21 protein-coding genes and 4 pseudogenes are annotated in these 25,906 nt (G+C 69.9%); 19 read left to right on the forward strand and 6 right to left on the reverse strand.

Features of this window, described 5'->3' with window-relative positions:
* Window positions 1-26: 26 nt before the first annotated feature.
* From OHB04_RS35515 to OHB04_RS35565, 11 genes are all read left to right on the forward strand, one after another.
* Complete coding sequence (locus OHB04_RS35515) at window positions 27-1,268, forward strand: acyl-CoA dehydrogenase family protein (protein WP_326809067.1); 1,242 nt, start codon at window positions 27-29, stop codon at window positions 1,266-1,268.
* Window positions 1,265-2,041: an SDR family oxidoreductase gene (locus OHB04_RS35520; RefSeq protein WP_326691742.1), complete on the forward strand. Its 777-nt coding sequence runs from the start codon at window positions 1,265-1,267 to the stop codon at window positions 2,039-2,041. Before OHB04_RS35515 ends, OHB04_RS35520 begins: the two co-directional genes overlap by 4 nt.
* Window positions 2,038-2,805 carry an SDR family NAD(P)-dependent oxidoreductase gene (locus OHB04_RS35525; RefSeq protein WP_326691743.1) on the forward strand — a complete coding sequence of 256 codons (768 nt, stop codon included), beginning with the start codon at window positions 2,038-2,040 and terminating at the stop codon, window positions 2,803-2,805. Before OHB04_RS35520 ends, OHB04_RS35525 begins: the two co-directional genes overlap by 4 nt.
* The gene (locus OHB04_RS35530) at window positions 2,802-3,596 is read left to right on the forward strand and encodes an enoyl-CoA hydratase/isomerase family protein (protein ID WP_326809068.1); all 795 of its coding nucleotides are present in this window, start codon (window positions 2,802-2,804) and stop codon (window positions 3,594-3,596) included. Before OHB04_RS35525 ends, OHB04_RS35530 begins: the two co-directional genes overlap by 4 nt.
* Window positions 3,597-3,625: 29 nt before the next feature.
* Window positions 3,626-4,774, forward strand: a complete 1,149-nt coding sequence (locus tag OHB04_RS35535; protein WP_326691745.1) for an acetyl-CoA C-acetyltransferase — start codon at window positions 3,626-3,628, stop codon at window positions 4,772-4,774.
* Window positions 4,775-4,860: 86 nt separating this feature from the next.
* Window positions 4,861-5,481, forward strand: a complete 621-nt coding sequence (locus tag OHB04_RS35540; protein ID WP_326691746.1) for a TetR/AcrR family transcriptional regulator — start codon at window positions 4,861-4,863, stop codon at window positions 5,479-5,481.
* Between the two features lie 438 nt (window positions 5,482-5,919).
* Complete coding sequence (locus tag OHB04_RS35545) at window positions 5,920-6,330, forward strand: nuclear transport factor 2 family protein (protein WP_326809069.1); 411 nt, start codon at window positions 5,920-5,922, stop codon at window positions 6,328-6,330.
* Window positions 6,327-6,728, forward strand: coding sequence for a nuclear transport factor 2 family protein (locus OHB04_RS35550; protein WP_326691748.1), 402 nt, complete (start codon window positions 6,327-6,329; stop codon window positions 6,726-6,728). The genes OHB04_RS35545 and OHB04_RS35550 overlap by 4 nt, the downstream gene beginning before the upstream one ends.
* Window positions 6,729-6,782: 54 nt before the next feature.
* Window positions 6,783-7,103: an EthD family reductase gene (locus OHB04_RS35555; RefSeq protein WP_326691749.1), complete on the forward strand. Its 321-nt coding sequence runs from the start codon at window positions 6,783-6,785 to the stop codon at window positions 7,101-7,103.
* A gap of 114 nt (window positions 7,104-7,217) precedes the next feature.
* The gene (locus tag OHB04_RS35560) at window positions 7,218-8,729 is read left to right on the forward strand and encodes a class I adenylate-forming enzyme family protein (protein ID WP_326809070.1); all 1,512 of its coding nucleotides are present in this window, start codon (window positions 7,218-7,220) and stop codon (window positions 8,727-8,729) included.
* Window positions 8,730-8,804: 75 nt separating this feature from the next.
* On the forward strand, window positions 8,805-9,845 hold the full coding sequence (locus tag OHB04_RS35565) for an MBL fold metallo-hydrolase (RefSeq protein WP_326809071.1): 1,041 nt from the start codon (window positions 8,805-8,807) through the stop codon (window positions 9,843-9,845).
* A 70-nt stretch (window positions 9,846-9,915) separates the two neighbouring features.
* On the opposite strand, the gene OHB04_RS35570 is transcribed toward OHB04_RS35565, so the two are convergent.
* The 3 genes from OHB04_RS35570 to OHB04_RS35580 form a co-directional block, all read right to left on the reverse strand.
* Window positions 9,916-10,674, reverse strand: coding sequence for an SDR family NAD(P)-dependent oxidoreductase (locus tag OHB04_RS35570; RefSeq protein ID WP_326691752.1), 759 nt, complete (start codon window positions 10,672-10,674; stop codon window positions 9,916-9,918).
* Window positions 10,675-10,740: 66 nt separating this feature from the next.
* Entirely contained in the window at window positions 10,741-11,796 is a 1,056-nt protein-coding gene (locus OHB04_RS35575) for a phosphotransferase family protein (RefSeq protein WP_326691753.1), read from the reverse strand.
* Window positions 11,793-12,995 (reverse strand): acyl-CoA dehydrogenase family protein, encoded by a 1,203-nt coding sequence (locus OHB04_RS35580; RefSeq protein WP_326691754.1) that lies wholly within the window; start codon window positions 12,993-12,995, stop codon window positions 11,793-11,795. The genes OHB04_RS35575 and OHB04_RS35580 overlap by 4 nt, the downstream gene beginning before the upstream one ends.
* 384 nt (window positions 12,996-13,379) lie before the next feature.
* On the opposite strand from OHB04_RS35580, the gene OHB04_RS35585 reads away from it, so the two are divergent.
* From OHB04_RS35585 to OHB04_RS35595, 3 genes are all read left to right on the forward strand, one after another.
* Window positions 13,380-16,550 carry a lantibiotic dehydratase gene (locus OHB04_RS35585; RefSeq protein ID WP_326809072.1) on the forward strand — a complete coding sequence of 1,057 codons (3,171 nt, stop codon included), beginning with the start codon at window positions 13,380-13,382 and terminating at the stop codon, window positions 16,548-16,550.
* Window positions 16,547-17,782, forward strand: coding sequence for a lanthionine synthetase C family protein (locus OHB04_RS35590; protein ID WP_326809073.1), 1,236 nt, complete (start codon window positions 16,547-16,549; stop codon window positions 17,780-17,782). The genes OHB04_RS35585 and OHB04_RS35590 overlap by 4 nt, the downstream gene beginning before the upstream one ends.
* Window positions 17,783-17,948: 166 nt before the next feature.
* On the forward strand, window positions 17,949-18,122 hold the full coding sequence (locus tag OHB04_RS35595; protein WP_326693148.1) for a hypothetical protein: 174 nt from the start codon (window positions 17,949-17,951) through the stop codon (window positions 18,120-18,122).
* Between the two features lie 55 nt (window positions 18,123-18,177).
* Here the strand turns inward: OHB04_RS35595 and OHB04_RS35600 are convergent.
* A pseudogene (locus tag OHB04_RS35600) lies at window positions 18,178-18,721 on the reverse strand (RHS repeat-associated core domain-containing protein); the annotation flags it as partial.
* A gap of 1,138 nt (window positions 18,722-19,859) precedes the next feature.
* Here OHB04_RS35600 and OHB04_RS35605 point away from each other — a divergent pair.
* The 3 genes from OHB04_RS35605 (at window position 19,860) to OHB04_RS35615 (ending at window position 22,067) form a co-directional block, all read left to right on the forward strand.
* Window positions 19,860-20,645: a cadmium resistance transporter gene (locus tag OHB04_RS35605; RefSeq protein ID WP_326693072.1), complete on the forward strand. Its 786-nt coding sequence runs from the start codon at window positions 19,860-19,862 to the stop codon at window positions 20,643-20,645.
* 634 nt (window positions 20,646-21,279) lie between these two features.
* A complete protein-coding gene (locus OHB04_RS35610) occupies window positions 21,280-21,477 on the forward strand; it encodes a hypothetical protein (RefSeq protein ID WP_326691757.1) in 198 nt (65 codons plus the stop codon).
* Window positions 21,478-21,662: 185 nt separating this feature from the next.
* Window positions 21,663-22,067, forward strand: a complete 405-nt coding sequence (locus OHB04_RS35615) for a hypothetical protein (RefSeq protein ID WP_326809074.1) — start codon at window positions 21,663-21,665, stop codon at window positions 22,065-22,067.
* Between the two features lie 583 nt (window positions 22,068-22,650).
* On the opposite strand, the pseudogene OHB04_RS35620 reads toward OHB04_RS35615, so the two are convergent.
* Window positions 22,651-23,793: pseudogene (locus OHB04_RS35620) on the reverse strand (IS701 family transposase); the annotation flags it as partial.
* 176 nt (window positions 23,794-23,969) lie between these two features.
* Between OHB04_RS35620 and OHB04_RS35625 the strand changes: the two are divergent.
* Together OHB04_RS35625 and OHB04_RS35630 are read left to right on the forward strand one after the other, a co-directional pair.
* Window positions 23,970-24,902 (forward strand): IS5 family transposase, encoded by a 933-nt coding sequence (locus tag OHB04_RS35625; protein WP_442815122.1) that lies wholly within the window; start codon window positions 23,970-23,972, stop codon window positions 24,900-24,902.
* A pseudogene (locus OHB04_RS35630) lies at window positions 24,845-25,243 on the forward strand (FMN-binding negative transcriptional regulator); the annotation flags it as partial. The gene OHB04_RS35625 and the pseudogene OHB04_RS35630, both read left to right, overlap by 58 nt.
* Here the strand turns inward: OHB04_RS35630 and OHB04_RS35635 are convergent.
* Window positions 25,234-25,755 (reverse strand): annotated as a pseudogene (locus OHB04_RS35635) (IS21 family transposase); the annotation flags it as partial. The pseudogenes OHB04_RS35630 and OHB04_RS35635 overlap by 10 nt on opposite strands.
* Window positions 25,756-25,906 lie beyond the last annotated feature (151 nt).

Genomic DNA, 25,906 nt, shown 5'->3' on the forward strand with positions numbered 1-25,906 from the left:
CACTCGAATCCCGGACAGGAGCAATCGTGGATTTCGGATTCTCGCCGCGAGCGAGCGAACTTCAAGGCCGCATGCGGTCGTTCATGGACGAGCACGTCTTCCCCGCGGAGGCGGTCCATGACCGGCAGCTGGCCGAGGCGGACGACCCGCACGCGGTGCCGCCGGTGATGACCGAGCTGAAGGACAAGGCGCGCGCCGAGGGCCTGTGGAACCTCTTCATGGCCCACGGCGACTGGGGCGCCGGGCTCACCAACCTGGAGTACGCGCCGCTCGCCGAACTGGCGGGCCGCTCCATCATCGGCCCCGAGGTCTTCAACTGCTCCGCGCCCGACACCGGCAACATGGAACTGCTCGCGCTGTACGGCACGCCCGAGCAGCAGGAGCGCTGGCTGCGGCCCCTGCTGGACGCCCGGATCCGCTCCTGCTTCGCCATGACCGAGCCCGAGGTCGCCAGCTCCGACGCCCGCAACATCCGCACCCGCATCACCCGCGACGGCGACAGCTACATCGTCAACGGGCGCAAGTGGTACACCTCCGGGATCCTCGACCCCGACTGCGAGCTGATCATCCTGATGGGCAAGACCGACCCGGACGCGCCCACCTACCGCCAGCAGAGCATGCTGCTCGTCCCGCGCGACACCCCGGGCGTCACGGTCCTGCGGGACCTGCCGATGTTCGGCTACACCGACCGGCTCGGGCACGGTGACGTGCTCTTCGAGAACGTCCGCGTACCGGTGGAGAACGTCCTCGGCGGGGAAGGCCAGGGCTTCGCGCTCGCCCAGGGCCGCCTCGGCCCGGGGCGCATGCACTACGCGATGCGCGCCGTCGGCTTCGCCGAGCGCGCCTTGCGGATGATGTGCGAGCGCGTCACCGAGCGCGTCGCCTTCGGCGGGCCGCTCGCCGACCAGGGCGTGGTGCGCGAGTGGATCGCGCGCAGCCGCATCGAGATCGAGCAACTGCGCCTCCTCGTCCTCAAGTCGGCCTGGCTGATGGACACCCGCGGCAACGCGGCGGCGCGCACGGAGGTCGCCGCGATCAAGGTGGCGGCGCTGGACGTCGCCCACAAGGTGGTCGACCGCGCTGTGCAGGCCCACGGCGCGGCAGGCGTCAGCGACGACACTGTACTGGCCCGGCTGTTCGCCATCACCCGGGCGCTGCGCATCGCCGACGGCCCCGACGAAGTGCACCTGCGGACGATCGCCCGTCAGGAACTCGCCCAGTATCAAAAGACCGGCACAAAGACCGACACAAAGGCAGGGGCAGCGTGAACACCCACACCCTGGAGGGCCGGGTCGCCGTCATCACCGGCGGATCCCGGGGCATCGGTCTCGGGATCGCCGCGGCCTACCGGGCAGCCGGCGCGCACGTGGTGATCGCCGCCCGCAAGGCGGCCGGACTCGCCGAGGCACGCGAGGAGTTGCTGCGCGTCAAGGGCGACGGCGACCTCCACACGGTCGTGGCCAACGCCGGCGAACCCGACCAGGCCGAAGCGTGCGCCGAGGAGACCATGGCCCGCTTCGGCCGGATCGACATCCTCGTCAACAACGCGGCCACCAACCCGTACCACGGCGACCTGCTCGACCTGGACCTGCCGCGTGCGGAGAAGACCGTCCGGGTCAACCAGTACGGCATGATCGCCTGGACCCGCTGCGCCTGGCGGGCCTGGATGGCCGAGCACGGGGGAGCGGTGGTCAACATCGCCTCCGTCGGAGGGCTGATAGTCGACCCCCACATCGGCTACTACAACGCCACCAAGGCCGCCATGCTGCACATGACCCGGCAGCTCGCCTACGAACTGGGGCCGCGCGCACGCGTCAACGCCATCGCCCCCGGACTGATCAAGACGGAGCTGGCACGGGCGGTGTGGGAGGCGCGCGAGCCCATCCTCACCGCCAAGCTGCCGCTGCGGCGCCTGGGCACCGTGGAGGACGTCGCGAACGCGGCGCTGTTCCTGGCCTCCGACGCCTCCTCCTGGATGACAGGCCAGACCCTGGTGCTCGACGGCGGCGCCACCGTCCTGCCGATCGGGGTGGACGAATGAGCCGGCCGCGACCCGCAGCGGAGCTGTTCTCGCTGGAGGGCAGGACCGCGATCGTCACCGGCGCCTCCTCGGGGCTCGGCGCACGCTTCGCCACCGTCCTCGCCCAGGCCGGGGCCACCGTCTTCGCCGCCGCCCGCCGCGTGGACCGGCTGAAGGAACTCGCCGGCTCCGACGAGCGCATCCACCCGGTGGGCTGCGACGTCTCACAAGAAGCCGACCGGGTGCGGCTCGCCGAGGCGGCGGTGACCGCCACCGGCCGGATCGACGTCCTGGTCAACAACGCCGCCGCATCCGGCGAGACACGCGCCGAGGACGAGTCCCCGGAGACCTTCTCCGACGTGCTCGGCGTGAACCTGACCGGGCCCTTCCACCTGGCCCGGCTCGCGGCCGAAGCTCCCGGCGAGCGCAAGAGCGTCGTCAATGTCGCCTCCATCCTCGGCCTGGTCACCGCAGCCCCCCTCGGCGGGGCGAGCTACTCGGCGTCGAAGGCCGGGCTGATCGGTCTGACCCGCGAGCTGGCCGGGCAGTGGGGCCGCGCCGGAACACGGGTCAACGCACTCGCCCCAGGCTGGTTCCGCACCGAGATGACCGCCGACCTGTTCGGCGACGAGCGCTCCAGCCGCTGGGTCGAGCGCAACACGCTGCTGCGCCGCGGCGGCGACGAGCACGAACTCGACGGCGCGCTGCTCTTCCTCGCCTCGGACGCCTCCTCGTACTGCACCGGTCAGGTCCTGACCGTCGACGGCGGCTGGACGGCACGATGAGTGTCGGCATCGAGATCCACGACGGCGGCCTCGCCCACGTCACCCTGAGCCGGGCCGAGGCGGGCAACGCCATCGGCCTGGAGACGGCACACGGACTGCGGGAAGCGGCACACGCCTGCGCACGCGAGGACGTGCGGGCCGTGCTGCTCGACGGCGAGGGAAGGTCCTTCTGCGTCGGCGGCGACCTCAGAGAGTTCTCCCGGTTCTCCGGCGAGTCCCTGGAGAGGCACCTCCTCGCGGTGACCGAGGCGCTGCACGACGCCTTGCGCACCTTCGCCACGATCGACGCGCCCATGGTGGCCGCCGTGCAGGGGGCGGTCGCGGGCGCGGGCATCGGCCTGGCCTCGGCCGCCGATGTGACCCTGGCCGCCGATGACGCCTCGTTCACCGCGGCCTACACGGCCATCGGCTACTCGCCGGACGCCGGCGTGAGCTGGTTCCTGCCCCGGCTCGTCGGCCCCAAGCGGGCCCTGGACCTGCTGCTGACCAACCGTCAGGTACCGGCGGCGGAAGCCGCGGCACTCGGCATGGTGAGCCAGGTCGTCCCCGCCGACCGGCTCGCTGCTGAGGCCGCCCGCACAGCGGAGGTCCTGCGGCGCGGGCCCACGGCCGCCTTCGGCGCCACCCGCCGGCTCGTGGCCTCCGGCATGACGGCCGACCTGGGCGCGCACCTGGACCGCGAGTCCGCCGCGCTGGCCGCCGCTGCCGCGTCCGCCACGGGCCGCGAGGGCGTCGCGGCCTTCCTCGGCAAGCGGGCGCCCGAGTTCACGCGCGTCCCGCCCCGATCCTGACCCCCTCTCCCGAACCCCTGGAGACCGCCGTGTCCCAAGCATTCATCGTCGGAGCCGTCCGCACCCCCGTCGGCCGCCGAGGCGGCGCGCTGAGCACCGTGCACCCTGCCGACCTCGGCGCACACGCGCTGCGCGCGCTGCTGGAGCGCACCGGCGTGGACCCGGGCGCCGTCGACGACGTGTACTTCGGCTGCGTGAGCCAGATCGGCGCACAGACCGGAAACATCGCACGTACCGCGTGGCTGTCCGCGGGACTGCCGCAGCACGTCCCCGGTACCACCGTCGACCGCCAGTGCGGATCCTCCCAGCAGACCGTGCACTTCGCCGCCCAGGCCGTCGCATCCGGTACCGCCGACCTGGTGGTCGCGGGCGGTGTGGAGGTCATGAGCCTGGTGCCCATCGCCAGCCCCATGACCGTCGGCGAACAGGCCGGTATGGGCAGTCCGTACGCGGGGGAGGGCTGGCGCGAGCACTTCGGGGACCAGGAGGTCTCGCAGTTCCGCGGCGCCGAGCTGATCGCCGACAAGTGGGCGGTCTCGCGCGCGGACATGGAGCAGCTCGCGCTCACCAGCCACCAACGGGCCCTCGCAGCCCAGGCCGACGGGGCCTTCGGCAAGGAGATCGTCCCGGCCTTCGGGCTCACCGCGGACGAGTGCCCCCGGGCCGACACCACGCTGGAGAAGATGGCGGGGCTGAAGACCCTCACCGAGGACGGCCGGCTGACCGCCGCCGTCTCCAGCCAGATCGCCGACGGCGCCGCAGCGCTGCTGATCGCCTCCGAGGAAGCGGTACGCCGCCACGGGCTGACCCCGCTGGCCCGTGTGCACACCATGGCCGTGGTCGGCTCCGATCCGATCCACATGCTGACCGGTCCGATCCCCGCCACGGAAAAGGTCCTGGGCAAGGCCGGGCTGTCGATCGAGGAGATCGACCTGATCGAGATCAACGAGGCATTCGCCCCCGTCGTCCTCGCCTGGCAGAAGGAGACCGGCGCCGCCCAGGAGCGGGTCAACGCCTTCGGCGGCGCCATCGCCCTCGGGCATCCGCTCGGCGCCACGGGTGCCCGCCTGATGACCACGCTCGTTCACCAGCTGCGCAGGACCCGGGGACGCTATGGTCTCCAGACGATGTGCGAGGGCGGCGGAATGGCGAATGCCACCGTGCTCGAATCCTGCTGATTCCCCCCCCTGATTGGCAACTGAGTTCAACTTGGGTCTACTCTCGGTTACCGAAATGGTGGAGGGACGGCCAGAAGAGAGGGTCCATGGCGAGGATCGTTGAGCCGGAAGCGGGACCGAGGTCCAAGCGGGGAGCCATTCTGACGGCCGCCGTCGACTGCTTCGGCGAGACCGGCTTCGAGGCCACCAAGTGGTCCACGGTCGCGGAGCGGGTGGGCATCGGGCAGACCGCCCTGTACCACTACTTCGAGTCCAAGACCCACTGCCTGCTCACCATCATGCGGCTGGAGCTCCAGCGCTCCCACGACAAGTTCACGGAGGCCACCGCGGACGTCGAGGACCCGGTCGAGGCGCTGCGGGCCGCGGTCCGCGCGGCGTACGACGTCTCCGAGCTGGAGGTCCTTCAGATGCGCATCCTGCAAAACCACATCGACCTGCTCTCCGGCGAGCGCAAGTCCAAGCGCGAGGAGGCCGAGCGCGTGGCGGCACGACGGCTGGTCCAGCTGGTCGAGCGCGACTGGACGAACCTTCTCGTACGGGGCATGTCCCAGGGGGCGTTCCCGCTGCGGGACGCGCAGCTGCTCGGCGCGAGCGTGCTCGGTCTCATCGTCAGCGTGTGGCGGTGGTACCGGCCGTCGGGGCCGACGCCCCTGTCGGAGATCAGTGAACTGATCGAGGGAGCCTGCGTCCGTATGGTCGCCACCTGACGCCCGCGAGCCCTCGCGTCTCCTTCAGGCCCCCGGCCCCCTGACGAACATCCGGACGGTTCGGCAGGGGGCTTTCCGCTGTCCTGGCGGGCCTCGGCTGCCTTGGGGCGCTCCGGGCCGTACCGAGGGGGCGGCCGGTCCGGGGCCGGCTCTTGCCAGGTGTGTTTCCCGGGGATTACGATCCTTCTGAACTTGAACTGAACTCAGGTTGATCTGAGAGGGAGTTCGTGAACGCGCCTCTTCGTGACCACCCGGCTCGCTCCGACGCCGAGGCCGCGAACAGCACCGCACACCACCCGAGCATTCTGGACGCGCGGAAGGCGGTTCTCCAGACCCCCGGGCAGGCGGGTTCGCGGGACGGCTTCCTCAGCCCGCCTGGCGGAGGCTGACAGCCACCAGGGCGGCACCTCGCGGACGGCCACATGAAAGGGCTCACTCATGGCGTTGCGCGCATACCTGGCCAGCATGGACACCCAGAACCCCGAGCAGGCGCTGGACCTGCTCGAACCCGACTTCCGCTTCCTCATCGCCCTGCCGGGCAGGGAGGCCACCGGGAAGTCCAAGGAGGACTTCGCCGCCTATATCGCGGGCCGCAATCCGGTGGACCGTGCCCATGAGGTGCTGCGTCACAGCCGCGACGCGGACCTGGAGACCGTCTACGGAGCGGTGACGGAGGCCGGGCAGTACATCGGCTCCTTCCTGTCGGCCGCGGTGATCTCGCCCAACGGGCTCATGGCCCGCTACCAGTCCTTCTTCACCACCTCCTTCGAACTGGTCGACCGGACCGGACAGGGCGCCGGACACGCACCCGCCTCCCGGCAGGCCACCCCCGGCGGGAGCCAGGCATGACCGACCTCGACACCTCGGCGCCGACGCCGCCCTCCTCTTCGGCGCCCTTCCTGACCGCGTGGTTCGACATCCTGGACGGTGACGAGCCGGCCAAGATCCTGGACCTGATCAGCGACGACTTCTCGCTCTCCATCCTCTTCTCCACCGGCGACGGCAAAGCCACCGACTTCGCCGGAGGCCGCGACGCTCTCGTGGGCTACCTCGAACAGCGGGAGAAGGGCACCCGCACCCACCACCGGCTCTCGGCGGTCACCGTCGGCCAGGACGAACTCTTCCTGGGGGAGGTACGGCGCGCGGGCGTGCCCGAGGCGGGCTTCGTCGCCGCGGGACGCGTGAACGAGGAAGGCCGGCTGCAACGTCTGCTGATCGGCCGGTCGACCGAGATCCGCTTCAGCTGACCGACGCCGTCAGCCCATCAACGCCTTCAGCCGACCAACGTACGGAGGATCGTCATGTACAACCTCGTTCTGCTGGCAGCCCGGCCTCCCGAGTGGACGCACGAGCAGTTCATCGACTGGTGGCGCGGCGACCACGCGGAGCTGACCTATCGCCTGCCCGGACTGCGCGCCTGGCGGCACACGGAGATCGACGCAGCTCTGGAGCCGCGCTCCGAAGGCTGGGACGGGATCTCCGTGCTCGGCTTCGACTCACCGGAGGCCCTCAAGACGGCCCTCGCGAGCCCCCAGTGGGCGGAAGCCGTCGCGCAGGTGGGGGACATGAAGGGCCGCCGTATCGCGGTGATGGGCCACGAGGCGGAAATGTTCCTCGCCTGACCCGCCACAACCGATTCCCCAGCCCCAACGCCCAACAGCCCAACAGCACGGCAGCACGGCAGGCACCACAGCTTTCACTACACGGAGTTCGGCGCAGCGCAGCGAGGAACCAAAATGCGACAGGTAGTGCGGGAGTTCCAACGGAAGGCCGACGAGGCGGACTTCGTCGCCGTCATCGACGACACCGGCGCCCATACGGCCCGGGAGCTGCTCGGCGAGGCGACAGGCCTTGCCGGAGCGCTGGCCGACGGCCGGGCAGGTGGAACGTGCGGCACCGTCATGGTTCAGGCGGACAACTCATGGCGCACTGTCGTCGCCACCCTTGCCGTAGGCATGAGCGGCGGGGTCCTCGCGGTGGTCAACCGCCACACCACACCCGCCGAGTTCACCGCGGCCAGGGAGGACATCAGCCCCGACGCCGTCATCGCCGAGGACTCGGCGATGGAGGAATGGGCGGTGCCCGAGGCGCTGCCGGGCCCGACGAGCACGGTGCTCAAGGGCTGGAGCTGTCGGACCGCGCCCGGGAAGCGCGATGTGTCCCGCTGGTCCGGCGGCGTCCTGATCGGCCTCACCTCCGGCTCGACCGGGCGGCCCAAGGGCGTCGTACAGTCCGAAGAGGCCCTGCGCTACGCGTGCACCAGCACCATCGCCGTCAACGGCCTGGCACGCGGCGACGCCATCGCCGCGATCGTGCCGCTGTCGTCCACGGCGGCCTACTGCTTCGGCGTCTACCTCTCCCTCCTGCTGGGCGGGCCGCTCCTGCTGACGGGGAAGTGGGACCGGGCCGTCGCACTGCGGCGGATGGCCGAGAACGACGCCCGCTGGACCATGTGCGTACCGACCATGGCTCTCCAGATGGGCGCCGAGGCCGCCGGCTCCGGGATCCTCGGCGGAGTGCGGGCGATCACCGTCGGCGGCGGGCCCATGGACCGCGCCGCCCTGGCACGGGCCGAACAGTCCCTCGGCACGAAGATCCTCCGAGTCTTCGGCATGTCCGAGTGCCTCGGGCACACCTCCCCGAGCCCCGGCGACCCCGAGGAAATCCGGCTCGGCAGGGACGGGCGGCCCTTCCCCGGTACGGACGTCCGCGCGCTCACCCCGGACGGGCAGCCCGCCGGAACGGGCACGACCGGCCGGGCACAGGTGCGCGGCCCCTCTCTCTTCCTGGGCTACGCCCGCGACGGCGGAGTCCATCCCCCCGCGCTGACCGACGACGGCTACTTCGCGACCGGTGACCTGCTGATGACCCACGAGGACGGCACCCTGAGCATCATGGGCCGCGAGAAGGACGTCATCATCCGCGGTGGCCGCAACATCGACATCACCGAGATCGAGCGCGCGGTCGCCGGCCACCCACGCGTCGCCAGGGCCTGTGTCGCCGCGGTTCCCGACGAGGTGCTCGGCGAACGCGTGGCACTGCTCGTCGTCACCGAGGACGGCGGCGGCATCGAACTGGACGAGGTGACCGGACACCTGGAGAGCGCAGGGCTGGCCAAGACGAAGTGGCCCGAGTACGTCTGGGGAGTGTCCGAGCTGCCCCAGACCAGGGTCGGCAAGCTCGACCGGGCCGGGGCCCGGGACCTGGCCTTCAGAATGCGTGCCCGCACGGCCGGCCCCGCGGCATGAGGAAACCCGTCCGTGGAGGGCCTCGGCGCGCGATCCATCCAACGTGACCACAGCGGTACATCAGCAAGGAGAGTCATGACAGCGCGGTTCGACCAGGGCCCGTGGGCCGCAGCAGGAGTCCAGACCGTACAGCCCGGGGTGCACCGCGTTCCCCTGCCGCTCCCCAACGACGGGCTGCACGCCGTCAATGTCTATCTGCTGGAGGGCCTGGCCGACGACGGTGGCCTCGTCATGATCGACGGGGGCTGGGCGATTCCCGAGGCGCGCAAGGCGCTTGAGGAGGCCATGGCCGTCATCGGCCGCGACCTGGGCGACATCAGCCACATCCTGGTGACCCATATCCACCGTGACCACTACACGCAGGCGGTGGAACTGCGCAGGCTGCTCGGCTCGCGCGTCTACCTGGGCGCGGGGGAGCGTCCGGGTCTGGAGATGCTGAACGAACTGCGCAGCGACGAGCCGGCCGGCTCGATCGACACGTTGCGGCGGGCCGGGGCAGGTGAACTGGCCGACCGCGTCCGGGCGATGGACCACGGCGGATACGACCCGGCCGTGTGGGAGGCTCCCGACCGCTGGCTCGGCGCGGAGACCCTCCGCTTCGGTGACAGCGAGCTGCGGGCCGTACCGACGCCCGGACACACCAGGGGGCATGTGGTCTACCTGGACGAGCGGCGCGGGCTGCTGTTCTCCGGTGACCATGTTCTGCCCCACATCACCCCGTCCATCGGCTTCGAGCTGGCCGAGTCCGGCGGCCTGCCGCTCGCCGACTACCTGGACTCGCTGCGGCTCATGACCCGGTACGCCGACGCTCATCTGCTGCCCGCGCACGGACCGGTGACCGATAGCGCGCACGCCCGGGTCGCCGAACTGCTCGCCCATCACGACGACCGGCTGGGCAAGAGCCTGTCAGCCCTGGGCGAGGGCACGCTGGACGCCCACGCTGTCGCACGCGAGCTGAGCTGGACGCGCCGGGAGGTGCCGTTCGGCGAGCTCAGCGCCTTCAATCAGATGCTCGCCATCAACGAGACGGCGGCGCACCTGGACGTCCTCGTACTGCGCGGCCAGGCCACCGCGGCGTTCACGAACGGGGTGAACCGGTACACGCGCGTGCGGTGAGACCACTGGCGGGAAGGGGGGCGCGCCATCTGGCACGCCCCCCTCCGACGTGATCAGCACGTTCGCGCGGTCAGCGCGCCGTCCAGCCTCCGTCGACGTACAGCTCGGAGCCGGTGACGAAGCCGGCGTCCTCGGAGGCGAGGAACGCCACAGCCCCCGCGACCTCTTCGGGCCGCCCCAGCCGCCCCATGGGGGTGCCTTCCACCATCGCCGTGTGGCGCGCGGTGTCCCGCCACAGTTCACGGGAGCGCGGCGTCTCGATGAAACCGGGGTGGACCGAGTTGACCCGCACCCCGCGCGTGGCCCAGTGCAGTGCGGCGTTCTTCGTCATCAGCCGGACCGCGCCCTTCGCGGCGTGGTACGAGAACTGGCTTCCGAAACCGCCGACCGTACCGAAGATCGACGCGATGTTGATGACCGAGCCGCCCCCGGAGCGTTCGATCGCGGGGCCGCCGTGCTTCATGCCGAGCCAGACACCCGTCTGCGTGACCGAGATGACCTTGTCCCAGGTCTCCTGCGTCTCCGTCTCGACGGTCCGCATGTCGGCGATCCCCGCGTTGTTGACCAGCACGGACAGGCCGCCCAGTTCGGCGACCACGCGCTCGACGACACCGGCCCACGCGTCCTCGTCCGCCACGTCCAGCGCGAGGCCGAGCGCCCTCGCCCCGCCGGCCGTCAGCTCTTTGGCCAGCCCGTCGCAGCGGTCGGCGTCCACGTCGGTCACCACCACCGTGGCACCCTCGGCCGCCAGCCTGCGCGCGACCGCGTCCCCTATGCCGCCGGTCGCGCCCGTGATCAGGGCCGTCTGTCCGGTCAGTCGCTCCGACACGCGCTCTCCATTCCTCAACAGATCAGTGTTCACGGCAGCGGCCCCGGGTTCACGGAACAGCCCCAGTCACGCCAGCAGCTCCAGCCCGGAGCGCAGCAAGGCGGGCACGGCGGATCCGACCCGCTCGAATCCGGTGCCGACGGTCCGGCCCGCGAGGTAACGGGCGTGAATGCCCTCGGCGATGACAGCCAGCTTGAAATACCCCAGCGCCTGGTAGAAGGCCACAGCGGCGATGTCGCGCCCGGACTTCTCGGCGTACCGCTCGGCCAGCTCGCGGCCCGAGGGGAAACCGGGGTTGGACGTGGGTACGTGTCTCGTGCCCAACACCGGCTCGCAGACCGGCTCCCAGTACATGAGCAGCATCCCGAGATCGGCGAGCGGGTCACCGAGGGTGGCCATCTCCCAGTCCACGATCGCGGCGATCCGGCCGAAGTCACCGGGGGCCAGGATGGTGTTGTCCAGGCGGTAGTCGCCGTGCACGACCGCCGGGGCACCGCTCGCGGGGAGGGCGCGCGCCAGCCGGCCGTGCAACTCGCCGAGGTCGGGCAGGCCGCGGGTGGCGACCTTGTCCCACTGGCTGCGCCATCGGCGTACCTGCCGCTCCAGGTAGCCGTCGGGCCGGCCGAAGTCACCGAGCCCGACGTCGGCGGCGTCGACCGAGTGCAGCGCCACCAGAGCGTCCACGAGCGCCTCGGCGCCGCGCCGTGCGTCGGCGGGCGGCAATCGCGCGGCCTCCTCGCCGTCCCGCAGCACCGGCCCCGCCACGAAGTCGACGACGCAGAACGGCGCCCCGATCACCGTCGGATCCGTGCACGACAGCACGGCTCGCGCGACCGGCACCCCGGTCCGGCCGAGCGCGGCGACGACGCGGTACTCGCGGTCCATGTCGTGCGCGGTCGGGGTGAGGTTCCCCAGCGGCGGCCGGCGCAGCACCCAGCGGTGTGTCCCGTCGGTCAGCTCGTAGGTGAGGTTGGAGCGCCCGCCTTGCAGCAGGCGTGCCCGCAACGGGCCGGCGCACTCCGGGACATGGCGCTCGAAGTAGCTCTGGAGGGCGGGCCCGTCGATGCCGACCACCGGCGTCCGAGGCGTCCCTGGAGTCTCCGGCGTCGGAGGCGAGGTCACCGGGTGGCCCTCCGCTCCCGCGCCGCTCGCACCGCGCGCTTGGCGATGGCCCAGCGGTGGGTCTCGGAGGGGCCGTCGTAGATGCGGAACGGCCGCACCTCCCGGTACATCCGCGACAGCGGCACGTCCCCCGAGATGCCGAGCGCGCCGCACACCTGCACGGCACGGTCGACCACCCGGTTCACCGCCTCGGAGACACAGGTCTTGGCGATCGAGGTGTGCTGGGCGGCCGGGCGGCCCTGATCCAGTTCCCAGCAGGCCCGCCAGAGCACCGCCCGGCTGGTCTCGATGTCGATCTCGCTGTCGGCGAGCTGCTGCTGGACCATGCCCAGTTCGGCCAGCGGCCTGCCGAAGGCCGACCGGTCCGCGGCACGGTCCAGAGCGATGTCCTGGGCGCGGCGCGCTATCCCGAGCCAGCGCATGCAGTGGGTCATACGGGCCGGCCCGAGGCGCACCTGCGCGTACGCGAAGCCCTCGTCCACCTCGCCCAGCACCATACTGTCGGCGACCTCGCACCCGTCGAAGACGATTTCGCTGTGCCCACCGAACAGGCCCTGGTCCAGGGTGTCGAGATTCCGGACGATCTTCATGCCCGGGTTGTCGGCGTCGACGAGGAACATCGTCGCGCCGCCCGGGTCCCCGGGGGCCCCGCTGGTACGGGCCATGCAGATGGCGAAGGCGGCGCCGTCGGCGCCGCTGATGAACCACTTGCGGCCGTCGATCCGCCAGCCGGCCGGGGTCTTGGTCGCGGTGGTGGCGAGCGCCCGGGGGTCGGATCCGGCGCCCGGCGCCGGCTCGGTCATCGCGAAGCACGAGCGCACCTCCCCGGCCGCCAGCGGGCGCAGGTACCGCTCCTTCTGCTCCGGGGTGGCCACCACCTCCAGCAGGTGCGTATTGCCCTCGTCGGGGGCAGCGCAGTTGAGCGCCAGCGGTCCGAGCAGTGAGTATCCCGCCGCCTCGAAGACCACCGCCTGCCCGCACAGGTCCAGGCCGAGCCCACCCCACTCCGCGCCGATGTGCGGGGCGAAGACACCCGCCGTCCGCGCGGCCTCCTGCAACCGTCGCCGCAGCGGCTCCGGCCCGCTGTGGACGTTCCCGTCGCAGGCGTGCTCCTCGGACAGCACCACGTCCCGTACGAACTCGGTGGTACGCCGCGCGATGTCGGCGACCCTCTCGTCGACCTCGAACCCTATGGACACCTTCACCCCTACGTCGGCTACTAGTCATTAGCCATAACAAGTCATGAGTCTCGCGACGTCAAGAGGTGCGCAATCGTATTTGGCTAATTAGGGATAGCCACTGCGGCACCCCCGGCGCGGGTGGGGTCGAAGGTCCCCGGTCGCCGACCATGCCTCCAGGTGTTCCTGGCCCGCGCCGCCGGCCGGGAGAGGGGGGATTGCCCCGGTTCGTTCATACGGTCGATGTTGTACCTTGATGGGGCTTCACTCGGATCATGCCCAACACCACTGCCCCGACCGGCACTTCACCGGACACCCCAGGACGCGCGGTTCCCGCGCTGAACGCAAGGGAATGCCCCTGTGCGGGACGACTTCTTCGATACGGCTGAGCCGATTCTTCTCCGCATGGCGAGCGCGCCCCGAACCGGGCCGGAACCGGATGACGGCCTTGGCGCCCCCTCCGATTCCACTTCGGCCATCCAGCGCGTCTTCTCCGATCCACTGCTCCGCGAAGCGATCCAGGTGGCCAGCGGCAGCCTTGCCGACTCCCTGGACCGGATCGACTCCGGCGGTGTCCTGGGGGCGAAGCGGCATACGAGCGCCGCCTTGTCGGCCACCCGGTACGCGCTGCGCATGTCCAGCCGGCCGACACCGTTCGGCCTGTTCGCCGGTGTGACAACGGCGCGCCTCGGCTCCACGGCGTACGCCGAGATCACCGGCCCCGGGCACAAGGCGGCACGGCTCGACGCGGGGTGGCTGCACGAGCGCGTTCAGAGCTGGCTGGAGGACCCCGGGGTCCGGGGCCGGGTCAGCGTCGTCACCAGCGACCTGTGCTACCGGCGAGGCGATCGGCTGGTGTTGTCCGACACCCGTCCCGAGGTCTCGGTCCGTCATAACGCGCTGGTGGCCCTGGTGTGCGAGGACGCGGCACGCCCCACGCCGTACGAGGACGTGCTGCGGCAGGCGGCTGCCGCGTTCCCCGGCTTTCCCGGCGAGCGGATCGACGCTGTCCTCGCGCGGCTGGTCAGGCTCGGCTTCCTGTTGACGTCGATCACCCCGCACCACATCGACGCGCCCCTCCTCGACCGCGTCGAGTCCGCGGTGGAGGGTCAGGAGGGCCTTCCCGGTGCGGCCGGAACCCTCCGTGAGGTACGGTCCGCGCTGGCCGCGTACGAGAAGACCGAGCCCGGCGCCGGCGGCGAGTCCTGGCACCGGCTGAGACAACTGACCGACCCCGCGGGCGCCGCGCGGCGGCCTCAGATCCAGGTCGATCTGCGGGTGGACGCGGATGTCACGCTGCCTCACGCGGTGGCCGAGGAGGCGCGGCGATACGCCTCCGCGATGTGGGCGATCTCCCCGGAGTGGGCCACCCACGCCCATATGCGCGCCTACCGCAGCCGGTTCAAGGAGCGGTACGGGACCAGCGGTACGGTGCCGCTCGCCGAACTCATCGACCCTCACCGGGGGTTGGGCTTTCCGGCCGAGTACCGGGACCGGTCCGGGCAGGGCGCGGGTGCCGTGCCACCTGCCGCCGCACCCGGCAACGGACACGACGAGGGGCCATTCCGCGAGCGGCGCGCCCTCGCGGCTCAGCTCGTCCAGGAAGCGCTGCTCCGTGACGACCAGGAATTACGCCTCACTCCTGATCTGATCGACCGGCTGTCGCCTCCGCCGCCTGCGTCGACCGCCCCGCCCGTCTCCCCGCCGTGCTCCATGGAGCTGTGCTTCCAACTGCTGGCGGACAGCGTGACCGCTCTGGACGAGGGGGACTTCCGGCTCGTCGGCTCCCCGCTCAACGGCTCCCGGCTCGCCGGGGCGATGGCGGGTCGCTTCACCGAACTCTTGGGCGGCACCGCGGAGTTGTCCCGCCTCATGGCGTTCAGCGCCGACGAGGACACCCTGCTCGCGCAGGTCGCCTTCTCACCGCACACCACACGCACCCTGAACCTGATCCAGGTGCCACCGTTGCTGCCGTACACCATTCCGGTCGGCGTGTACGCGGACCGGGGCGAGCCCGGTTGCCTCGACTGGCGCGAACTGGTCGTCAGCGCCGACGTACACGGAATGCGTCTCAGCTGCCCGCGCACCGGGCAGCGCGTCGTTCCCGTTGTCCCGCACATGCTGGTCCTGGACAACGAGGCCCCCGAGGTGGTCCGCCTGATGGTGGACATCGTCTTCGGCCGCTCCAGGAACTGGACCGGCTGGGGCTGGTGGGGCCTTGAGGACCTGCCCTTCCGGCCCCAGGTGAGCTTCGGCAAGGTCATCGTCTCTCCCCGACGCTGGACACCGGACCAGCGGCTGCGCGAGGCAGCACAGGAACAGGCGCAAGACCCGGCCGGATGGGCTCTCGCCATCGGCCAGTGGCGAGAGCGCTACCGCGTGCCGGACCGGTTGCAAGTCCTGCGCTGGGACCAGTCGTACGGTGTCGACCTGACCGACCCCTGGCACCAGTCGCTGCTGCGTCAGGACATACGCAGAACGGGCAACCTCGCGCTCTTCGACGACCTGACGGCGGACGGGCAAGGACTCGGCTGGGCTCAGGGCCGCAGCGCCGAAGTCGTGATTCCCCTGTCCGGACGGGGTGCTCCCGACCCCGATCCCGATCCCGAGCTCGCTCCCGATCCCGTCTCCGCGACGCCCTCCTCGCACATCCGGGTGCCGGCGACGAGCAGCTACCACCTCCCCGGCGAGGACTGGCTGTTCGCGAAGATGTACGCCGTTCCGGGCACCCATGATGAGCTGATACGCACCCACCTCCCCACCGTGCTGGGCGACCTCGAACAGCACATCGACCGCTGGTTCTTCATCCGCTACCGGGACCCCGACCCTCATCTGCGGATCCGCTTCCACGGTGACCCCGAAACCCTGCGGGCACACGCACTGCCCACGCTCGCACGCCATCTCAGGCGATTGCGCGACACCGGAGCGATCCGGACCGCCGTGCTGGACACCTACGAGCCCGAGACCGACCGGTACGGCGGGCCCGAGGCGGTTACGTCCGCCGAGCAGCTGTTCTGCGTGGACAGCCGGTCCGTCGTCGCACAGTTGGCCATGCGCGCACGCGGAGTCCTCGATCTGCCGGACGAAGTGCTGGCTGCCGTCAACCAGGCGCTGCTGTTGGAGTCACTGGGCGACTGGAACTGGTGTGCCTGGGTCGACGACACCTTTCCCAAGGGGCCGGAGCACGCCGACTACCAGCAGCATCGCGCACTGGTCAGGGATCTGGTCAGGCCGGGGCGAGGGCGGACCGCGGCGCGGTTCGCCGAGGCGTACGGTGCGCCGGCCCTGGCCGCTTTGTGGACCGAGGCTCCCGAACCTCGTACGTACGGACGGATCGTGCTGTCCGACAAGGGCCGGCCCCCTTCCGGCAGCGCGCAGGAGAACGCGGTCCTCGCGCTGTTGCACATGCAGTACAACCGGCTCCTGGGTATCGACAGGGCCGGTGAGCTCAGCGGATACGCCGTCCTCAGAGGCGTCGCACGCGATCACCTCGCGCGGCTCGCACATGAGTCAGTCCCGACGAGCGCCACCGGGACGACCGAGGGCTCGGGCTCAAGGCCGAGAGGAAGACGATGACCTCCACCGGCAGCTCCCGCGTCCGCGCGGCGGCACGCGCCGCCGCCGCCCAGGTGCTCGACACGCTCGCCGATCCCGCATCCACGGCAGGCGGCCCTCAGTGGGCCGACCTCTCCCTCTCCAACGGATTCCCCGGCGTCTCCCTCGCCTTCAGCGGCTCGACGCCCCGGCGCCCCGACCACGTCGCCCGTGCCCATGGTCACCTCACGCGGGCCATCACGTCCCTCGCCGGGGGAGAGCACCCGCCGGCCGGCGGGTATTCCGGACCCGGCGCGGTGGCGTTCGCGGTCCTCATCGCCCACCGGGCCACCGGCGGCTACCACTCGGCCCTGACTCAACTCGACGAGCACCAGCGCAGTTTGGTGCGAAGCGCGCTCCCCGCACTCACCGACGCTCCACTGGCCACCAACGGTGTGTTCGAGGTGGTGCGCGGCATGGCAGGCATCGGACGGTACCTGCTCGCCCGCCGCGACAGCTCCGCCGCCGAACTCGACATGGTGCTCCGCTATCTGGTCGCCCTGACGCAGGGGGACTTGCTCCACCAGGGGCATCGGGTGCCGCGCTGGTGGACGCCGGCCCCGCCCACCCCCGGACAGCGGGACGAGCTGCCGGACGGGCATCTCAACCTGGGACTCTCCCACGGCGTCAGCGGGCCGCTCGCCCTGCTCGCGTTGGCATGGCGGGACGGTGTGCGCGTCGAGGGGCAGCGCGAGGCGTTGGAGAGCCTGGTCGGCCTGCTGCGGCGGTGGGCCACGGAAGACCGGGACGGTATCCGGTGGCCGGGATACCTCACCCTTGAGCACTGGGCGGCGGGGCCGGGACGGAAGGTACCGCGGCAGCGCCCGTCGTGGTGCTACGGCGCTCCGGGTATGACCCGTGCCGTGCAGCTGGCGGCGCTCGCGCTTGACCGGTCCGACTGGCACGACCTGGCCCACCGGTCCCTCCTCCCGCTTCTCGCCCTCCCGTTGGACAGCTGGGGCATCGACGCTCCAGGGCTGTGCCATGGCTGGAGCGGGGTGCTCCATCTCATGGGGCTCATCGGCGAACACCTTCACGACGAGCGCCTGGCACGGGTCAGGGACGAGCTGGCGGTGAGGCTCCTGGCAGACCTGCCGAACAGAGCCGATGAGCCGGGTTTCCTGGAAGGCGCCGCCGGGATCGCGCTCGCGCTGGACGCCTACGCGGAGGGCCGTGCCCTCTCGGGATGGGACATGCCGCTCCTCGTGAGCTGAGGTGGCTGGGGTGAGTTCACCCGCTTCATGGCCGGTTCACGGCAAATCATGACCAATAACGATCGTTGCGCATGCCTCTTCGCCCCATAGACTCCTCCCGCCAGAGGCCAAAAGGGTCTCTGTATTCGCCTGTGCGAATGACTTGACACCGTAAGGAAGTTATCTCATGACGACGATGACTCTTCCCGAATACGCCACGCACAACGGCGACTTCTCCGACCTGGACCTCGACGTTCAGTTCGCGAGCACCGCTCTCGACCCGTCCGGCTTCGGTACCGCGAACGACGCCCCGACGTTCCTGACGCCGTGCGAGGTTTCCACCGGGTGTCCCCTCGCCTGACCTGATTCCCAGGGCGGTGGGCCCCGGCGGCCGTGCACAGCCCCGGGCCCACTGCGTAGGAGTAGGTCACCGTCTTCGAGGGGCCCTGGACCTTGGTGACGCGATCGCGCTCGTCGTAGGTGTACGTGGTCTTGGTGCCGCGGCCGTCGGTCACGGTTTCGGGGCGGCCCTTGGCCTCGTAGGAGAACGTGGACTCCTCCCCGTCCGGCGTCTTCACCGTGCCGGGAAGGTCCGCGCCCGCGATCGTCTGATAGCCGGTCAGCGCGCCGGTCGCGCCTGTGGGCAGCTTGGCGGAGGTGGGGTTGTTGCGCCCGTCCCATCCGTAGGCCGTGACGTTTCCCGGGGTGCCGCCGGTGCCCATCGCGTCCGTGGCGGTGGCCAGGTTCTTGTTCGCGTCGTAGGTCCGCGAGCGGTTGTGGCCGAGCGGGTCGGTGACCTTGGAGACCGCTCCGTCGGCGCTGTGCTCGTACTTCGTCTCATCCCCCAGGGTCGGCCACGGTGGTGGTGCCGGCCTTGCCCGGGGCGTCGGCGGTGTAGCTGTAGCGGTAGGTGGGTCCGGTCTCGCCGCTGCCGTTGAAGCCAGTGGCCCGCAAGGCGGAGTTGGGTGCAGGCGGCTTCTGACCGGCTCATCCTGTGGAGCTGGCCGAGGGGCCTGTCCGAGGGTTTCCCGCAGGAGGCGTGCGGCTCGGACGCGCGGATGCGGACTCCATGCCGGACAGGCTCCACGACCCGTCGACCCGGCCGGTGTTCACGCGCGTGCCAGTCTCCGCGCTCTTCGCATCGACGGCGAAGGGCCATGGGCAGCTGATGTACGCCTTCAGGAGCGTCTGTTCGCAGAGCGCATCCTCGACCAGCGGCGGCTTGGGGCCCGCCGCCCCGGAAGGCCTCGCCGAGCCGCAAAGCCCAGGTCTGCGAGGACCTCGCCCTCCGGCTCGTCTACGAGCCGGCCAGATCAGACCCTCACATACGACGCTGAACGTTGCTGATGCCTGGCCGCAGGTTCGTGCCTCGGGCAGGAGCCACACGCAAGGGCCGATCGTGCCGCGTCTCGCCCTTGCGTGCGGGGACTCGCTCGTAGTTCGGCCAACAGGCCTGCGGGACGCGGTCTTACTTGACCAGGCGAGGGGCGCGTTCGGTGCTGCTCGGCCAGGGAGGCCTCAGTGTCTGCTTCCCAGCGGCATCTTCGGCCAGGTTCCGGCTCAGCTGGTCGACGTCCAGTCCCCGGCCTCCCGAGCTGATGCACAAAAGTGAGGCTGTATTCGCTACCCGATCATGCGACGTTTTCACTCACCCGGTCGGTCTGCGTCTTGATGCCGTTTTACAGCATTCGAAATGGGTGATCTTTGCAGTGTAAGCGCCGATCACCGAAAGGGGGGCACGGCATGGTGAACATTATGAAGATCACTGTCTGTCTCCGCGCGGCCTACCTGACGGGTGCCGGGACCGATGGCTGGGTCTGTCTCGGTACCGGCGGGCGTGAGTCCTCCCCCGAGGTGTCGGACACCAGCGCATTCGAGACAGGATCGGCCGTCAATTAATGAAGCGCATATGGACCGGCGATTTCGTGACCCCGAGCCTCTAGCGCAAAGCCCGTCACGCGCACCTTTTCGTCAACGTGAGTGGTGTTGGCGAATACCGCCTCCTCAGTCCTGTTCCGTTCCCTGCGTGCGGTACCCACGACGGCGGGGACAGCGGAGTAGCAGGCGAACCCCAAGGGTGACCAACATCAACGACATTATGACCTTGTCCCTCTTCTCCGCGCGAGGAGCCGGGAATCGTGGATCGATGGTCAAGATTGTGATTGGGCGGTATCTCGGCTTCGTCGTCATTCTCGCCATCGCCACAGCGGCTGCCTGCGGCGCCACGTTCCTGCCCGAATCCGTCGTCATCCCCTACCTGGGACTACTGCCGATCGCCTGGGGGCTGAGGGCGGCTTGGCAGGCATGGCGCGAGCGCACCAGCGACTATGACGCGGGTGACGCCAAGGTCGGCGGCCCAAATCCGCTCGAGGTCTCCGCCGACGGCTTTGCCAACAGCGGCGACAACATGGATACCTGCGTCCCGGTCTTCGCTCCTGCGGACGTCGATGGCATCACCGTCATCGTCAACGTGATCGTGATCGTCAACGTGATCGTGTTCTCTCGTCCTGGCCGCCGCCCGGTGCTTCGAGGGCAAGTTCTTCGCCACCCGTCCCATCGTTGCCAAGGCCCTGAGCCGCTGGGCCCACGTCGTGATGCCCTTCGTTCTGGTTTCCCTCGGCCTGATGATTCTTATCGGCGGCGGAGCCTTCGGGCTGTGAGATCCGGCGGTCGGTCAACGCCGAACCCTGCCAACGGTTCATCCGAGGAGGCATGGAACACGGGGCCTCACCGCCGGAGCTGTGCTGCTGACGCCCCGTGTACCTCTCCACGCGGGACGCGGCCTCAATCCGGATGGATTCGCCCGGTCGGTCCGCGAGCACGGGCATCAGGGCTCCGCGCAGGGCAAGCCAGGCCGGACCACGAGGCCGGGGGATGGGCTTAGCCGACACGGGTGAAAGGTGGCTCTCATACGGGTGACTGCCACATCTTTCCGCCCAAATCCCATCAATCATTCCAATAGAAGCCACAACCGGGACGGCGGGAGGCGAGCACGCATGCCCCTTCGCACGCCACTCATGGCCCGTCTGAGGCTGTCAGTCCGCGCGCACGCGACCGCCGCGATCCTGGCGGCCGTAGCCGCACTGGTGCTTACTCTGTCCTCCCTCGGCGACTCGCACCTGGCCGCCGAGGAGCAGTCGGGATGCGCCCACGGTCAGGCCACGGTCACGGCCGCCGCCGCGACCCCTTGTTCACACAGGGCCGAGGCCGCCCCGGCGCACGGCCGGCACCCAGGGCACGACCCCTCGTCCACCCAGACATGCCTCGTGGCCACGGCCACCCATCGGCCGCTGTGTCACACGCTCCTGCCCGCGGTCGACCCCCCAGCCATCAGCGGCCTGCCACCCGTCGCGGCTGCTTCCACGGCCCCGGTTCCCAGCACCCCGGCCGACTGTCACCCACCGGCGATCCAGCGGGAGATCCTGCGCTGCTGACCGGACCCGCCCGCCCGGAAGCCGCGAACACCGCGCTCTGGGCAGCGACCGTCCCCGGTCCCGCACCTCTGCCGCAGGAGAACCATGCCTACCGACCCTTTCCGGGCCATCGCCGCGCTGGCACGCGCAGAAGCCAACCGCACCACACCCAAACCCCGCAAACCCGCCGAATCCACGGAGTCGCCAGAATCCGAACCCGAAACCGAACCAGCCACGCCCGAGCGACGCCGAACCGTCTGGCGCCAGATCGCCCACCGGATCCGCCGCCCCGACTCGGCCTGACACCCCCGTGCCGGCCAAGCCGCCCGGCCTCGGCCGGCACGGGGCGCCACCCCAGCACACCCCACGGCCGAACCGGCCCAGCTGCTAGAGACCCGCCCAACTGGCCACATGGGAAATGGTCTTGGAACCTCTGACAGAGTGATCAAAGGTGTGGCCGGATCCGACCCGGCGTCAGGTTGATCAAGGTGCGGGGCACGGCGGAACCTTGCTCGCGTCCACGCTCACCCGCGGCAACCGCAACGACGCCACCCAGCTCACTGGTCTGCTTCCTCGCCACTCCCGACGGGGACCCTGGGTACCGGCTGTCCGCCACGTTCGGCCCGTACGCCAAGAGCTACCGGGAAGCGGGGGACTCCTCGGAGATCCATGGCGACGCCGGCTTCGACAAGGAAGAGTCCTACGCGCGGGCCACCGCCCGCTGCCCCGGAAGCTCCCAACGGGCGCTGTTCACCCTGTGGTCGGTACTCGACAGCGCGAACCAGGAGACCATCACCCACCCCTCACCCGAGTTCGAGCGGGCCGCTCTGGCCGCCTTCGCCAAGAAGCCGGCCGACCAGCGAGGCTGCGCGGACCTGCGGTTGCCCCACTGAGGCTGCCACCGATCCGCAGAGGGGCGGGTGAGCCGCCTCCGTCTGCTTGGCCTGAGCAAGAAGGTCCGCCGCAGGCCAGTCACGGGCACGTCCAGGAGCGCCCAATCACCGCTTCGATGGGTTGAGCACCCTGGGCTGGGTTGGGGGCCACAGAACGGCTGGTCAACCGCGCGAGGCTGAACTGAGGGTTGCAACGGAGCGGGTAGAAGCGGCAGATGGCAGCACCAGCCAAGTTCGCGTGCCTGCCTGGGACGCGGACCTGTGGCTGGGCACTCGCGAGTCGGTGGTCGCCCCTATGGCCATGAGCTGCGGTTTCTCCTGGCTCTTAGTACTCCAGTCGCAGTTTGCTATTCCTGCTGGTCGGAGGCTTGTTTTCAAGTGTAGCGAGCTGACTGTGCGTCATGTGGCTGGAGTTCGTGATGGCGGGTGCGGCGTTGGTAGTGGCAGTGTTTGGCGGTGGCCTGGTGGCGCCGCCGGAAGCGGGACCATCTCCGGGCATGATGCGTGTGCTGGCGGTGGCCTGTTCCAGGACGGCAAGCTGCCATGAGCTTGCGGATTTCTGCCAGGCTGAGCGGGATGAGGAAAGATCCGTTTCTGCGGCCCCCCTTTCAATGGCTTCTGCGGCGGCCATGGCGGCGAGGAAGGCGTGAGCGAGCATCGCGAGGGTGATGTGCCGGTACCAGCCCGGGTAGCGCCGGACTTCGTACTGGTCGAGGCCGCATTCGTTCTTCGCGCTCTGGAAGCAGGACTCGATCGCCCAGCGGCTGCCGGCCACGGTGACCAGCTGATTCACCGTGGTCCCCGTGGGCGCGTACGCCAGGTAGTAGGCGATCTCGTCCGGGCGGGCGATGCTGCGGCGGGCCAGCACCCACCTGCGGTGCGAGGGCTCATCACCCTCGAAGAACGGGACGGCCGGGAGCTGGGCTGCTGCCCAGTCGTAGATGCGCGGGCCTTTGGCCCCGTCGCCGCAGGAGAGCCGTTCCCAGGCGTCATCAGGCGCGTCACCGATGAGCTGGTCGATGCGCCAGCACCCGGCCAGGGACTTGACCTGCTGTGATTTCGGCACGGCGACGACGTAGCCGAGTCCGGATTCCTCGAGCATGCGGCGGAAGTTGCAGTCCTGACCGTAGAGTGCATCCGCGGTCACCCACGCGATGGACAACGGCGAGGCCAGTGCCCGGGTGACCAGGTTCCGGGCGAGCTCGGTCTTGGTGGCGAACGCCCGGCTCTCGGGCACCCCTGCCGCTCGGCACCGCTCCCGGTCACACGTCCAGGACTTCGGCAGGTACAGCTCCCGGTCCACCAGGGTCCGGCCCCGCGTCGAAGCATAAGCCGCGAACACCGCGACCTGGCAGTTTTCTGTGCGTCCTGCCGTGCCCGAGTACTGCCGTTGCACCCCGGCCGAAGTGCTGCCTTTCTTGAGGAAGCCCGTCTCGTCGATGATCAGGACACCGTCGGGCTCGCCGAGGCGTTCGGCCACGTATTCCTGCAGGTCGTCACGGATCTCGTCCGGATCCCACCGGGCCCGGTTCAGCAGGTGCTGCAGTCCGGCCGGCACGTCGTGGCCGACGTACTCGGCCAGTTGCCAGCCATTCTTCCTGCCGACAGGACCGAGCAGCCCGCGCACGTAGTCCCGCATCCGCCGCCGCAGGTCGACCCGGCCGAACCGGTGACCGACCCGCAACAGCACCTCCTCCAGCTCATGAGCCCAGATATCGGGCCGCACATCATCTCGCACGATCAGCACAACAGCGATCACATGCCGACGGTCACGAACTCCAGCCACATGACGCACAGTCAGCTCGCTACACTTGAAAACAAGCCTCCGACCAGCAGGAATAGCAAACTGCAACTGGAGTATTAGACCGCGTCCTACGTGGTCAGTTGGTCGTTGCCATGGCTATGAGGAGTGGGCGGTGGGGATGGATCGTTCCGGACGGCCTGTGGGAGCCGGCGAGGCCGTTGCTGCCGCCGACGCGGGTGCGTCCGCAGGGCGGTGGAGTCGCGAACATTGATGACGGGGCGCGGTGTTCGCCGCGATCATTTATGTGCTGGTCAGCGGCTGTGCCCTGGCGTGCCCTGCCACCCTGCTTCGGGGCCTCGAAGCCGACTGTGCACCGCCGCTTCCTCATCTGCTCCCGGGCCGGCGTGTGGGGACGACTGCACCAGAAAGTGCTCCAGCTCCTGGACGGCCGGAACCTGATCGATCTGTCGCGCGCGGTCCCCGACTCCGCTCATGTCCGCGCCAAGGGGGGCGAACTTGCAGGTCCGAGCCCCGTGGACCGGGGTAAGCCCGGTTCCAGGATGCACATCCTGTCCGACGCGAACGGACTGCCTGTACGTGTCGGACTCTCCGCAGCCAACACCCACGACAGCCTCGGCCTGAAGCCGATACTGTCCCACTTCCACATGGGACACGAATCCCACGTGGCCGAATCCAAGCCCCAACGCCTCCACGCGGACAAAGCCTATGATGTCCCTCACCTGCGGCGATGGCTGTGGGGCAAACACATCGGCGTCCGCATCGCCCGCAAGGGCATCGACTCCAGCGAACGACTCGGCCGCCGAAGGCGGGTCATCGAGCGCACCATGTCCTGGCTGACCGGCTACCGCCGTCTCAACCACCGCTACGAGCGGAAACCAGGCAACTACCTGGCATTTCTCGGACTGTCAGCCGCTCTCTGCTGCGGATCGACGACCGCAAGACGTTGCAGGGCATCTATTTCGTGCTCTGCACCGGGACCCAGCGGGAGTTCATCCAGCCCTGGGACGCCGGCATGGACGAAGCCGAATGGCAGACCTGGATCGCCGAAGGCCACGACTTCGGACTCCTGAGTGTCAACGGTCTGCCCGGCCAGGCGCCCGCTGTTGTCCCCACCCACTTCACCAGCGACGGCAGCGACCTGTTGATCCACCTCGCCCGTCCCAACCCGGTCTGGAAGGCGATCGAGAACGACCCGAACGTCACCTTCACCGTCACCGGCGACTACGCCTTCATCCCCGGCACCTGGCGCGCCAAGCCCGACACCTCGCCCACCGACGGCGTCCCCACCAGCTACTACGCGGCCGTGCAGTTCACCTGCCGCGCCCACCTGCTCGACGCCCCCGAGGCCAAGGCCGAGCTGCTGCGCCGTCAGCTCGCCCACTTCCAGCCCGACGGCGACCACGCCTCTGTCGCCGTCGACCTGGTCGGCAGGGTCTTGTCGAAGACCGGGATGACGACCCGGAACCGTGACCAGGCCAGCCATGCGCACCACAGCGATGTACGTCGTCCGCCGATGCGCGGGCCCTCGCCCCGGTCCCATTGCGGCCAGAGCGCCGGTTCGGCGATCCAGGGCCGGTAGACGCGGTGGTGCCCGGATCGGATCCTCGCCTTGGCCTCGGCGACCGCGCGTCGGGTGGTGCGATCTCCGCCGGTGAAAGCCCATCGCAGTGACCCGCCGGTGGACGATGTCCGCGCGTATCCGCCCCTTCGAGGCGGCAACCAACCCCTCGATCTTGTCCATGTACTCGTCGATCGGGCGGGCGCGGTGCTGCCGCTCGACGGGACGCTCACCCTGCTCGCGCAGCTGCACATACCGCTTCACCGTGTGGTGGTCGACACCGGCCAGTTCGGCCGCGCCGCGATAACCACCACCGTGAGGTCGTACGCCTCCAGGATTTCCATGATTTCCCTGCTGTTCTTCACGCCGGCCAGCTTCGCTGGCCGGCGTCCGTCCAGGCCCGGGGAGGTTTCCGGCCGCCAATGGGGAAGCTCGCGGCCACAAAGTGCTAGATAAACAGCCGCCTACGGGGAGCATCCACCGGCCGCCGTCAACCAGACAAGGGTGGCTCTCACA

Source organism: Streptomyces sp. NBC_01775, from assembly GCF_035917675.1.
Classification (GTDB): Bacteria; Actinomycetota; Actinomycetes; order Streptomycetales; family Streptomycetaceae; genus Streptomyces.